Here is a 13,131-nt window from a genome sequence, read left to right as displayed (position 1 = left end):
ATAAGTTAGGAACGTAAGAAAAGAATATTTATGAAAGTGAAAACAATTTTGGTCTCTCAACCTGAGCCTAAAGTAGAAAATTCACCTTATTTTGATTTAGAGGAAAAGGAAAAAGTTAAAATTGACTTTATCCCCTTCATTCATGTAGAGGGAGTTGATGCCAAAGAAGTAAGGTTACAAAAAGTGGATTTATCACAGTATACTGCTATTATTCTTACCAGTCGCAACTCTGTTGATCATTTTTTCAGAATTGCTGAAGAAATGCGATTTAAGGTTCCCGATTCTTTAAAATATTTTTGTCAAAGTGAAGCTGTAGCTTACTATCTTCAAAAATATGTAGTTTACCGTAAAAGAAAAATTTATGTTGGAAAGCGTACTTTCCAAGAACTTGCTCCGTTAATTAAGAAGTACAAGAATGAAAAGTTTTTACTTCCTTCTTCAGACAAACTAAAACCTCTAATCCCTGATACTTTGGATAACCTTAAAGTGGATTGGAAACAGGGCGTTTTTTACAAAACTGTAGTTAGTGATTTATCTGACTTAAGAGATGTATTTTACGATATTTTAGTGTTTTTCAGTCCTTCTGGGATACAATCATTATTCGAGAATTTTCCTGATTTTAAGCAAAACGACACTCGAATTGCTGTTTTCGGAAACTCGACTGTCAAGGCAGCCGAAGAGCATGATTTAACAGTAGATATTCAAGCTCCAACACCAGAGACGCCGTCTATGACCATGGCGCTTCAAAAATATATCAAAGAAGCAAACAAGAAGTAATATATCAAACTATTATTGATATAACGTAAATAAAAAAGTCTGGAAATTAATTTCCAGACTTTTTTATTATAGATTTATTATACTAGCTATTCTTAGAAAGAATATCGTTGTGGCCCTCCACGTCTAATTTCTTCATTGGCATAAGCTTCAAACTTTTTAAAGTTTTCTCTAAAAGCGTTTGTAAGCTTAAAAGCAGTTGTATAATAGGACTCATCATCATTCCATGTTGCTCTAGGACTCAAAACACTATCCGGAACACCAGGACATTGTCTAGGTTGCGCAACTCCAAATACCGAATGAATATGGTATTTATCATAGGAATACAACCCTAAATCACCATTAAGCACTGCTTGAATCATAGCACGAGTATATTTTAGCTTAATTCGTGTCCCTACACCATAAGGCCCACCGGTCCAACCCGTATTAACCAACCATACATTTACCCCAGTTTCTTTCATTTTCTTAACTAACATTTCTGCATATTCTGCTGGATGTAATGGCATAAATGGTGCTCCAAAACAAGCAGAAAAAGAAGGTGTAGGCTCTACAACTCCAGCTTCTGTTCCAGCCACTTTAGCCGTATATCCTGATATAAAATGATATGCTGCCTGACTAGGAGTAAGTTTAGAAATTGGAGGAATAACACCAAAAGCATCGGCTGTTAAAAAGAATATATTTTTTGGGTTTTTACCTATTGATGGTTCTTGAATATTCTCAATATGATGTATAGGGTAGCTTACTCTTGTATTTTGAGTAATTGAAGTATTTGCATAATCTACTTCGCCTTTATCATCTATAATTACATTTTCAAGAATTGCTCCTTTCTTAATAGCTTTATAAATCTCGGGCTCTTTCTCTGCCGACAAATCAATTACCTTTGCATAGCAACCGCCTTCAAAATTAAATATAGTATTTTCTTTTGTCCACCCATGTTCATCATCTCCGATTAACTTGCGATTTGGATCTGTGGATAAAGTTGTTTTTCCAGTTCCCGAAAGCCCAAAAAATATGGCTGTATCTCCGTCTTCTCCAACATTTGCAGAACAATGCATTGGCAACGTTTCTTTATATACGGGTAAAATAAAATTTAAGGCAGAGAAAATACCTTTTTTTATTTCTCCGGTATAACCCGTTCCTCCAATAAGAGCAATTTTCTTAGTAAAATTCAGAATTGCAAAATTATGTTGACGCGTACCATCTGTAGCCGCATCAGCCATAAAACCAGGAGCATTTACTACTGTCCATTCCGGTTCAAAATCTTTTAACTCTTCATTAGTTGGCCTTAGAAACATATTATAAGCAAACATATTAGACCAAGGATACTCATTGATCACTCTTATGTTTAACTTATACTCTGGATCTGCACAAGCATAGCTATCTCGTACAAAAATCTCTTTTCCAGAAAGATATTTAGTAACCTTTTCATAAAGCGCATCAAATGCATCTGCACCAAAAGGAATGTTAATATCTCCCCACCATATCTTATCTTCGGTGACTTGATCTTTAACAATAAAGCGATCCATAGGCGAACGACCCGTAAACTCACCTGTGTTCACCGCCAAGGTGCCAGATGATGTAATTTGTCCTTGACCTTTTTGCACTACTTCATCCTGAAGTTCTTCAGGAGATAGTTGGTAACGCATTGTAGCATTTTCAATACCGTAATGCTTTAACGAAAACGTTTTCGTAATTGGATACAGTGGTTCCATAAAAATATGTTGTGTTATGTTATGTACGTGCAAAATTATAAATAATAATCACACTAAGCGATAAAAAATCATTTAATCTTAACAAGTGAAATAATAAAGAAAATCCATCCAAAAATTAACAAAAAACCTCCTAAAGGTGTAACAAAACCAATACTTGACAAAGAAAATCCTAAAACCTCATCAATTACCAAAAGGTATATTGACCCTGAAAAAAGGGTGATTCCCCCCAGAAACAAGTAAAAGATCTTCTTTCGTGATACATCTTCAAGAATTGTCATATTACCTAATATGATACAAGCAATTGCATGATACATTTGATAACGCACCCCCGTTGTAAAAGAATCAATACCATCAGAATCTACCAGTTTTTCTAAACCGTGTGCTCCAAATGCACCTAAACTGACGGATATTAAAGCCAATGTAGCTCCAGTAATCAAAATTATTTTATTTACTTTGGTTTTATTCATAACTGATTATTATTGATAAGATTTTTTGTGTTTTAAACACATATTTTAAAGAAACCTAATTAATACAATACTATAGAGAACTTACTTTTTACAGTATTTACTACTTTCGTATCAAAGTTATCAAAATATCAACACCTATGAGAAAAATTCTAGTTATTGGCGCAGGAAAATCTACTGCTGTTTTAATTAAATATTTCCAAGACAAATCGGTTTTAGAGAATCTTCATATTACTATTGGGGACATTTCTCTTGAAAATGCTAAAAAATTAGCGAATAAGCACCCTAATACCGTAGCTATTAGATTAGATGTTTTTGATACTGATTCTAGAAAAGAAGCAATCAAAAATGCAGATATTATAGTATCCATGTTGCCTGCGAGATTCCATATCGAAGTAGCCAAAGACTGCTTATCATACAATAAATCCATGGTAACCGCCTCATACGTAAGCCCAGAGATGCAAGAACTTGATTCCGAAGTTCGCAAAAAAGGACTAATCTTTATGAATGAGATTGGTGTTGATCCCGGAATTGACCATATGAGTGCTATGCAAGTTATTGATCGCATCAGAAATCAGGGTGGGAAATTAATTTTATTTGAATCTTTTACAGGAGGTTTGGTGGCCCCAGAAAGTGACACCAATCTCTGGAACTACAAATTCACTTGGAACCCTCGTAATGTTGTAGTTGCTGGTCAAGGTGGTGCTGCAGAGTTCCTGCAAGAAGGCACTTATAAATACATTCCTTATCATAAATTATTTAGACGCACAGAATTTCTGGAAGTTGAAGGATACGGTCGTTTTGAAGCATATGCCAATCGCAACTCTTTAAAATACCAGAAAATTTACGGATTAGATGATATTCTAACTTTGTATCGTGGTACTATTAGACGAGTTGGTTTTTCTAGAGCATGGAACACCTTTGTTCAATTAGGAATGACAGCAGATGATTACACCATAGCTAACTCAGAACATATGAGTTATCGTGACTTTACAAACTCTTTTTTAGCATACTCCCCAACAGACTCTGTAGAATTAAAACTACGTCATTATCTAAAAATTGACCAAGATGATATTATGTGGGATAAACTCTTAGAACTTGATTTATTTAATCCTAATAAAAAAGTTCAAATTGCAAATGCTACGCCTGCACAAATACTTCAAAAAATCCTAATGGATGAATGGTTACTTGCAGAGGATGAAAAAGATATGATTGTAATGTATCATAAATTTGGTTATGAACTCAATGGAGAACGCAAACAAATAGATGCAACAATGGTTAGCATAGGAGATGATCAAACATATACCGCAATGGCCAGAACTGTAGGCCTACCGGTTGCTATGGCCGCTTTACGAATTTTAAACAAGAAAATTACAACTCCAGGAGTTCAAATTCCCATTGCAGAAGAAGTATACACCCCTATACTAAAAGAACTTGAAGAATATGGAATCATTTTTAAAGAAGAAGAAAAAGAGTATTTAGGATACAACCCTGATGGCGTAAAAGGGTAAAATATCTATATTCACCTAACTATCAGTGATTTTTGACATTACTTCAAAAAATCAAATACGTCATCCATAGAAAAATCTATCACGTTTGGAGCATTCGGTATTCCTGTTCCTATATCTATAGTTTTATTTAGTATAATTGATGATCGTGTTGAAAAATGATATTTCCCTTCATTATCAACAGTAACAATTACTGTATCACGCGAAGCACTATCTGAATCAAATTTAGAACTTGCCAAAGGATCAACTCTTTGAGTTCCTGCCGTACAAGAAATTACGACAAGTTTGGCAGCTGGATCTGCATCTAATATCGTTACCAATTCTTGGGCAGTAACCACAGTATAAGTTCCGCCACCATTTAATGAGTAAGTAACACTCAAAGAAGATCCGGCATAATTACCATTTGCATTATCCTGACCCAAAGTGCTAACTGCAATTACACCTGTATTAGTAACACTTGAAATATTTGTTGATGCATCTCCACCAGTATATTCAAAATCACCTAACATCCATAAAGAATTTGTCGTACCACCAATGATTGGATTAGGATTATCATCAGAATCGCTGCATGAAACAAACAATATCAACCCTAAAAGCAGTAGTATTTTTAAACCTGTACGCATTGCGAAATATTTGTTTTAGTTTCTAAAGTACTATAAATACAAACGCGATTAAATATAGGATATGATAATTTTATCAAAAAAACAGTTAAAGCTTAATTAGATACTTTTAAAACTATTACAACTATAAAGCATTAATCGTATTTTTGATTTATAATTGAAACTTATAGCACTATGAAAGGACAAAATAACAACTTAAAAATCGATGGTATCGATAAAGAAATCCTTAGAAACCTTATGAGCGATGCAAGAACTCCTATCTTAAAAATCGCAAGAAAGGTTGGCATCTCAGGAGCGGCTATTCACCAAAGGCTTAGAAAGCTTGAATCTTCTGGTCTTATTGCCGGATCTAAATTTGTTATCGATCCTAAAGTACTAGGTTATAAAACAATGGCTTTTGTTGGTGTTTTTTTAGATAAAGCAGTAAGTAACCCAAAAGCAGTAAAACAACTAGAAGAAATACCAGAGGTAATAGAATGCCATTATACTACCGGAAATTGGTCTATTTTTATTAAAATCTTATGTCGAGATAATGAGCATTTAATGAATGTATTAAACAAGAATATCCAGGCCATTGAAGGTGTTTCCAGAACTGAAACTTTCATATCTCTTGATCAACAAATTGATAGACAAATCAATGTATAAAATCAAATCACGAAATCATCAATCTCTCGTGATTTGACTTTACTTTCAATTTTTTAATCTCTTCTTCCTAGAAATATCGAAATAAAATATAGCAGTGTTGCCAATGAACCTAAAGCAGCAACTAAATACGTACGAGCTGCCCATTTTAAAGCATCTTTCGCTCCGGCATGTTCTTCACTTGTAAGCATATTTGTATTTTCTAACCACGCCAATGCTCTGTTACTGGCATCATACTCTACTGGCAAGGTAATCATACTAAAAAATGTAGTTACAGCAAATAGTAATATTCCGATTAGGAACACCATATTTCCAAAAACCATACCCGAAGCAGATAAAACTAAACCTGCCATAATTACGATATTTGACAATTTACTAGAAATCCCAACAGCAGGAACTATCTTAGACCTCATAGTTAACCAACTATATGCTGTAGCATGTTGTACAGCATGACCACATTCATGAGCAGCTACAGCAGCGGCAGCGGCATTTCGTTGATTATACACTCCTTCACTAAGATTTACCGTCTTTTTTAATGGATTATAGTGATCTGTAAGCATTCCAGGTGTTGAAATCACTTGAACATCATGAATACTATTATCTTTCAACATTTTGGTCGCAATCTCTGCACCACTCATTCCATTTTGTAAATGCAGATTAGAATATTTCTTGAATTTCCTTTTTAGTTGATTACTCACATAGGAGCTCACTAAAAATATAATTCCCGCAATAATATAATATCCCATCATAATTATAAACTTTTAATGTTTGTTAAATTTACAATATAAAATACAAAAACCTCGCCATAATAGCGAGGTCTTTGTTTAAATAAACTTGAGTTAGCCAATAAATCGAGTTTACTTTAAATATCCATTCACATCCTTTAAAGGAAGATCAAAAGCTTCTGAAATTGCGGGATACACAACATCTCCCTGCACTACATTTAGTCCTTTTTTAAGGGGTTCATTTTCTAAACATGCTGTTTTCCACCCTTTATTTGCCAATTGTATTGCATATGGCAAAGTGACATTAGTTAATGCCATAGTTGATGTATATGGCACTGCTCCTGGCATATTAGCTACAGAATAGTGCACTACATCATCAATTATATATACCGGATCTTGATGCGTTGTTGGTTTTGTAGTTTCAAAACAACCTCCTTGATCTACCGCCACATCTACTAATACAGTCCCCGGACGCATTTCTTGTAGCATATCTCGAGTGATCAATTTCGGCGCCTTAGCTCCCGGGATCAATACTCCACCAATAATCAAATCCGACGTTTTTATATGTTTGCGAATATTATGTTCGTTAGAGAATTCGGTATTTACATTTGCAGGCATCACATCATCAAGATAACGCATACGTTTTACACTAATATCAAGTATCGTTACACTTGCTCCCATACCAGCTGCCATTTTTGCAGCTTGTGTACCTACAACTCCTCCTCCAAGAATCAATACTCTGGCTGGGGCTACTCCTGGCACACCACCAAGAAGAATACCTCTTCCTTTTAATGGCTTTTCTAAATATTTAGCTCCCTGTTGTATAGACATTCTTCCGGCAACCTCACTCATTGGCGTTAATAACGGTAAACTTCGATCAGGATCTTCTACTGTTTCATAAGAAACACACACAGCCCCGCTGTCTATCATTGCATTTGTAAGCGGTTCACTTGATGCAAAATGAAAATAGGTAAATACCAATTGATCTTTCTTAATCAATTTATATTCAGGTTCTATAGGTTCTTTTACCTTAATAATCATTTCAGCAGTTTCATATACCTCTTCAATTGTAGGCAATATTTTACCTCCTGCATTTACATATTCTTCATCACTAAAACCACTTTGTAAACCAGCATTTTGCTGAACAAAAACCGTATGACCATTTTTAACGAGCTCCATCGTTCCAGCAGGTGTTACACCCACTCTATTCTCGTTATTCTTGATCTCCTTAGGAACACCAATTATCATATTCTTAATTTTTTGTCGAAAATAGATGTTTTTATGAAATAAAACAATAAAACATATCCAAAAAATGATCAATCAATAATTTTATTGAATTACACGACAAAATGTTAAAAAACAGAAGAACTGTATATTTTCTATCGGTTTTTATATCGATATTTAAAGTACAATAATAGAAATCCTGAAATTGCCGTAATAAAATTAGCCAAAACTATGGGCAAACTACTTATCAAAAACCCGTAGACCAACCAACAAAGTACGCCAGTTACAAAAATCAATAGCATGGTCATTGATAAACTCTCGGTGGATTTCGTTTTCCAGGTTTTATACACCTGAGGCAAAAATGAAGATGTGGTTAATACAGCAGCTACTAACCCAAGAATTTCTATAGAGTCTATCATTACTATAAAGGTATATTAAAATAGGGTATAAAAATATTTCTTCTATAGACAAGCATTGATATAATAACTGTTAATTTACTATAAAAAAGTGTTAGCTAGCTAACACTTTTTTATGTATTAAGTTATTTATTTTGAAATACCAACTTAAAATCTATATCCCATGAAAAATTCGTTCTACACTTCGGTATTTTTAAAAAGTAACATTTATTCTTATTTTGAATTTGCTTAACAGTTTTTTCAAAACACCTCTCGTTCTTAAGTAGTGTATTACCCCTATTTTTCTTACAAACAGTATACCATGTGTATTTTATTATAAAATATACCGCACGCACAATCTTAATGCTGTTGTATTAAAAACATCATAGGTATTTTATGACCTAGATAACATCGCACACTTATTACTATTTTAAGACACATTTATTTATAGTCAAGTAGCTGTATACAAGAAACAGCACTATGCACATTGCATATATTTTTAATATTTCTCTTATACGAGTTAATACTCCGTATAGATTCTATAGTTGATGATAATCGACTATACCTTCATTTAAGAACCAACATAAGTTTATTATAAATATTACACACAAATGATTATGAATTACAAACAAAAATTTTCTGGTATCTTTTTTATTACAGGCTTACTATTTATTAGTTTAACTACTGCTAGTGTGAAAGCTCAAAACACTATTGGCGGACACTTTGGAGTTGTACAACCTATAATCACCTTTCAAGACGGAGAAACCATTGATGGATTTGATCCTCATGCCATTGGATTTCCTATAGGTATAACGGTTAGAAAAAGTGAAAAATTTGCATTTGATGCAGAATTTGTTCCTTTTATAGCCTCTGCAGAAAATGGTGCAGGTGAAAATGTTAGTGCCGTTCGTGAGCTATTGGTTCACCCCGGACTACTTTGGGGCATAGGTAACAAACTTACCTTTGGAAATCGACTTGCATTTGAGCTTGGTAGCGGTCGTTATGGATTCACACCACTCTTAAACAGAGGTTTCACTTTGGGAAAAGCCAATGTTTTTGCAGAATTAGTTTTACCTGTACGATTTGGTAATGACCAAGAAGTTTCTTTCACCGCCGCATTACACTTTGGTATTGGCTTTTAATCAAAAAAAATCCGCTTGTTCGCATAAACAAGCGGATTAATTTGTTTAACATATTAAGGTACTAACCAACAACATTTACAATTTTACCAGGTACAACGATCACTTTTTTAGGTGTTCGCCCATCTAGTTGTTGTTGCGTTTTTTCATGAGCCATAACAGCGGCTTCTATATCTTCTTTACTCATATCCATTGGCAATTCTATCTTAAAACGCATTTTACCATTAAATGAAATAGGATACTCTTTTGTGCTTTCTACTAAATGTGCAGCATCAAAAACTGGGAAAGTGGCAGTTGCTATAGATTCATTGTTTCCTAGTTTTTGCCATAATTCTTCTGCAATATGGGGTGCATAAGGAGAAATTAAAACAGCCAAGGGCTCTAATATCGCTCTTGACGTACATTTTTGAGCTGTTAATTCGTTTACTGCAATCATAAAGGTACTTACAGAGGTATTAAACGAAAATGCCTCGATATCTTCTTCTACTTTTTTGATTGTTTTATGCAGTGTTTTTAAAGCATCTTTTGTAGGTACTACATCTGTAACAGCAAACTCCTCATTATTATGATATAATTTCCAAAGTTTCTTTAAAAAACCATGTACTCCGGTAATTCCAGCAGTATTCCATGGTTTTGCTTGCTCTAATGGTCCCAAAAACATCTCATACAGTCGCAAACTATCTGCACCATACTGATCACAGATCCCATCTGGGTTTACTACATTATACCATCGCTTTGACATTTTTTCAACCTCGCGACCAACAATATACTTTCCATTTTCTAAAATAAATTCAGCTTCCTCAAATTGAGGTTGCCATTTCTTCAATACTTCTGGATCTAATTCATCTGAAGCATTAATCATATTTACATCAACTCTAAGTTCTTCAACGTCATATTCATCTTTAAGACCTTTTGACACATATTGATTGGTTCCACTAATCCTATACACTAATGCACTAGTTCCTAAAATCATACCCTGGTTAATCAATTTTTTCGCAAATTCATCAACAGGAATATAGCCTCTATCGAACAAAAACTTTTGCCAGAAACGTGCATATAACAAATGACCTGTAGCATGTTCGCTACCGCCAATATAAAGGTCAACTTCTTTCCAATACTGTATAGCTTCATTAGAGAATACCTCATCCTCATTATGAGGGTCCATATATCTATTGAAGTAATATGAACTTCCTGCCCAACCTGGCATTGTATTTAATTCTAAAGGAAAAACAGTAGCATTATTAATAAGATCATTTGCTACTACTTTATTGTTTTCGGTATCCCATGCCCAAACAGTAGCTCTACCCAATGGTGGCTCACCGGTTTCTGTAGGTAGATATTTTTCAACTTCTGGTAGCTCGATTGGCAAGTGCTCTACATCAATCATTTGTGGCATTCCATCTACATAATATACAGGAAATGGTTCTCCCCAATATCGTTGACGACTAAATACTGCGTCACGTAATCTATAATTGGTTTTACCTTGACCCTGACCTAATTTTTCTAATTCGTAAATCGCTGTTTTCACAGCTTTTTTATAAGATAATCCATTTAAAAAATCAGAGTTGGTGATGATCGTTTTTTCTTTATCAGCAAAAGCTTCCTCAGAAATATCTACGCCTTCAAAAATATTCACGATTGCTGGCATACCAGCTTTATCTGCAAAGTAGTTTGCAAAATCATAATCACGTTGATCCCCACATGGTACGGCCATAACAGCTCCTGTACCGTAGCCTGCTAATACATAATCCCCAATCCAAATAGGTACAGGTTCCTTAGTAAACGGATGTTCTGCATAGGCACCTGTAAACACACCACTAATGGTTTTTACATCGGCCATACGTTCACGTTCACTACGTTTAGCAGTAGCTTCTATATAAGCGTCTACTTCATTTTTTTGATCAGGAGTTGTAATTTGAGTTACCAAATCATGTTCTGGAGCCAAAGTCATAAAAGTCGCCCCAAAAATGGTGTCAGGTCGAGTTGTAAATACTTCTATGGTAGCATTATGATCTTTTACATTAAAAGTCACACTTGCTCCTACAGAACGTCCTATCCAATTGGTTTGAGAATCTTTTAGTGGTTGCGGCCAATCGATCGTTGCAAGACCATCTAATAATCGCTGCGCATACGCCGAAATACGCATACTCCATTGGGTCATTTTTTTTCGAACAACAGGATAGCCCCCTCGTTCTGATACACCATTTACAATCTCATCATTTGCCAATACGGTTCCTAATTGCGGGCACCAATTTACTTCGGTCTCTGCTAAATAGGTTAATCTATATTTTAGTAATACCGCTTGTTTTTCTTTTGAAGAAAATGTATTCCATTCAGCATCGGTAAACGATACTATATCTTCATCGCAAACTGCATTAATCGTAGCATTTCCTTCTGCAGCAAAAATGGTTTCAAGATCATCTATAGCTCTTGCTTTATCTTCATTAATATCGTACCAAGAGTTAAAAAGCTCTATAAAAATCCATTGTGTCCATTTATAAAATTTAGGATCACTGGTTTTTACTTCGCGACTCCAGTCAAAAGAGAATCCGATTTTATCTAATTGCTCACGATAGCGAGCTATATTTTCTTTGGTCGTAATTGCTGGATGTTGTCCTGTTTGTATAGCATATTGCTCTGCAGGTAACCCAAAAGAATCATACCCCTGTGGGTGTAATACATTAAATCCTTTGTGACGTTTATAGCGGGCATAAATATCACTAGCAATATACCCTAATGGATGTCCAACATGTAATCCAGCTCCTGATGGGTATGGAAACATATCCAAAACATAATATTTTGGTTTTGAACTGTTATTCTCAGCTTTGAATGTTTGCTGTTCTGCCCAGTACTTTTGCCACTTGGCTTCAATAGTATTAAAATCGTAACTCATCGATCTAAATTTAAGACCGCAAATTTACTAAAACCCCAAAGGTTTTGGAAACCTTCGAGCTTTATTTACGTGCTTTTATTTCCATTGGCGCTAAACAGCTATAAACAAAGGTGTTTACCGGTGTAGAAACACCTAGTCTTTTCCCTTCATTCACAATGTATCCATTAAAATTTTCAAGTTCTGAAGGTCTTCCCTCTAAAATATCTCTTTGCGTAGAAGCTGTTGAATCAAAAGGTTGTTTACCAATAAAATTCATAATACTATCTACAATGGTTGACGGTAACGCCACACCTTTGGCAATACCAACCTTATAAATTTCGGTCGCTGTTTGCTCTAAAAGCTTTTTGACATCTGAAGCCTCATACATTTCTCCGATAGATGCTCTAGTTAATGCGCCTAAACCACTAACTGTAGCAATGAACATAAATTTGGTCCAAATAGCCACCTCAATATCTTCTGAGATTGTATTCTTAAATCCAGCTTTATCAAATATTTCCTTTACCTTATGTAAACGATCTGTTTTTTTCCTATCCAATTCTCCAAAAACAACTTCGGGTGTATGTCCAAAATGCGAAATAACACCAGGACTTTCAATTTTACTATAAATCCTACATAATCCACCCAAAACATGTTCCTTATCCACTACAGATACTAACTTTTCTGCATTATCAGCGCCATTTTGTAATGGAATAACAACAGTATCTTCTTTTAAAATTGGTTTGATTAGCGCCCCAGCCTCTTTGACTTGCCAAGATTTTGTGCAAATTAATATCAAATCAGCCTTTTCAACCTTATCAATCGAATCAGTAACCATAAATGGGTGAGTTATAAAGTCACCTGCAATACTTTTGACTTGTAGTCCATCTTTGCGAATAGCTTCTAAATGTTTTCCTCTTGCTACCAAAGTCACCTTTTGACCAGAATCAATAATTTTTCCTCCAAAATATCCTCCAACACCTCCTATACCAATAATTACTGTATGCATAATTAAATTATTTCGTAAATAAGATTGTTTTCAAGTATACGTTATTCCTT

General features: G+C 34.6%; 12 protein-coding genes. 4 read left to right on the top strand and 8 right to left on the bottom strand.

Annotation, left to right across the window (positions count from 1 at the left end; genetic code table 11):
* Positions 1-30 precede the first annotated feature (30 nt).
* The gene (locus AWE51_RS17500) at positions 31-777 is read left to right on the top strand and encodes a uroporphyrinogen-III synthase (RefSeq protein WP_066315966.1); all 747 of its coding nucleotides are present in this window, start codon (positions 31-33) and stop codon (positions 775-777) included.
* A gap of 92 nt (positions 778-869) precedes the next feature.
* Here AWE51_RS17500 and pckA read toward each other — a convergent pair whose 3' ends face one another.
* Together pckA and AWE51_RS17490 are read right to left on the bottom strand one after the other, a co-directional pair.
* Positions 870-2,486, bottom strand: coding sequence for a phosphoenolpyruvate carboxykinase (ATP) (pckA, locus tag AWE51_RS17495; RefSeq protein WP_066315965.1), 1,617 nt, complete (start codon positions 2,484-2,486; stop codon positions 870-872).
* 68 nt (positions 2,487-2,554) lie between these two features.
* Entirely contained in the window at positions 2,555-2,953 is a 399-nt protein-coding gene (locus tag AWE51_RS17490) for a DUF423 domain-containing protein (RefSeq protein ID WP_066315963.1), read from the bottom strand.
* Between the two features lie 137 nt (positions 2,954-3,090).
* Here AWE51_RS17490 and AWE51_RS17485 point away from each other — a divergent pair, with 137 nt between their 5' ends.
* A complete protein-coding gene (locus AWE51_RS17485; RefSeq protein WP_066315960.1) occupies positions 3,091-4,461 on the top strand; it encodes a saccharopine dehydrogenase family protein in 1,371 nt (456 codons plus the stop codon).
* Positions 4,462-4,499: 38 nt separating this feature from the next.
* Here the strand turns inward: AWE51_RS17485 and AWE51_RS17480 are convergent, their stop codons facing one another.
* A complete protein-coding gene (locus tag AWE51_RS17480) occupies positions 4,500-5,081 on the bottom strand; it encodes a hypothetical protein (RefSeq protein ID WP_066315957.1) in 582 nt (193 codons plus the stop codon).
* 171 nt (positions 5,082-5,252) lie between these two features.
* On the opposite strand from AWE51_RS17480, the gene AWE51_RS17475 reads away from it, so the two are divergent.
* The gene (locus tag AWE51_RS17475; protein WP_066315955.1) at positions 5,253-5,723 is read left to right on the top strand and encodes an Lrp/AsnC ligand binding domain-containing protein; all 471 of its coding nucleotides are present in this window, start codon (positions 5,253-5,255) and stop codon (positions 5,721-5,723) included.
* 53 nt (positions 5,724-5,776) lie between these two features.
* On the opposite strand, the gene AWE51_RS17470 is transcribed toward AWE51_RS17475, so the two are convergent.
* From AWE51_RS17470 to AWE51_RS26185, 3 genes are all read right to left on the bottom strand, one after another.
* Positions 5,777-6,469 carry a zinc metallopeptidase gene (locus tag AWE51_RS17470; RefSeq protein WP_066315953.1) on the bottom strand — a complete coding sequence of 231 codons (693 nt, stop codon included), beginning with the start codon at positions 6,467-6,469 and terminating at the stop codon, positions 5,777-5,779.
* A 108-nt stretch (positions 6,470-6,577) separates the two neighbouring features.
* Positions 6,578-7,693: an alanine dehydrogenase gene (gene ald, locus AWE51_RS17465; RefSeq protein ID WP_066315946.1), complete on the bottom strand. Its 1,116-nt coding sequence runs from the start codon at positions 7,691-7,693 to the stop codon at positions 6,578-6,580.
* 131 nt (positions 7,694-7,824) lie between these two features.
* Complete coding sequence (locus tag AWE51_RS26185; RefSeq protein ID WP_082832498.1) at positions 7,825-8,088, bottom strand: SemiSWEET family sugar transporter; 264 nt, start codon at positions 8,086-8,088, stop codon at positions 7,825-7,827.
* A 593-nt stretch (positions 8,089-8,681) separates the two neighbouring features.
* On the opposite strand from AWE51_RS26185, the gene AWE51_RS17460 reads away from it, so the two are divergent.
* Positions 8,682-9,206, top strand: coding sequence for a hypothetical protein (locus tag AWE51_RS17460; protein WP_066315945.1), 525 nt, complete (start codon positions 8,682-8,684; stop codon positions 9,204-9,206).
* Between the two features lie 61 nt (positions 9,207-9,267).
* Here AWE51_RS17460 and leuS read toward each other — a convergent pair whose 3' ends face one another.
* Together leuS and AWE51_RS17450 are read right to left on the bottom strand one after the other, a co-directional pair.
* Positions 9,268-12,096, bottom strand: coding sequence for a leucine--tRNA ligase (gene leuS, locus AWE51_RS17455; protein WP_066315944.1), 2,829 nt, complete (start codon positions 12,094-12,096; stop codon positions 9,268-9,270).
* 61 nt (positions 12,097-12,157) lie between these two features.
* Complete coding sequence (locus AWE51_RS17450; protein WP_066315939.1) at positions 12,158-13,081, bottom strand: 2-dehydropantoate 2-reductase; 924 nt, start codon at positions 13,079-13,081, stop codon at positions 12,158-12,160.
* Between the last annotated feature and the right edge of the window lie 50 nt (positions 13,082-13,131).

The organism is Aquimarina aggregata, from assembly GCF_001632745.1.
GTDB classification, from domain to species: domain Bacteria; phylum Bacteroidota; class Bacteroidia; order Flavobacteriales; family Flavobacteriaceae; genus Aquimarina; species Aquimarina aggregata.
Note: the sequence above shows the minus strand (reverse complement) of the source record. Positions and strands in the feature narration are given on the sequence as shown.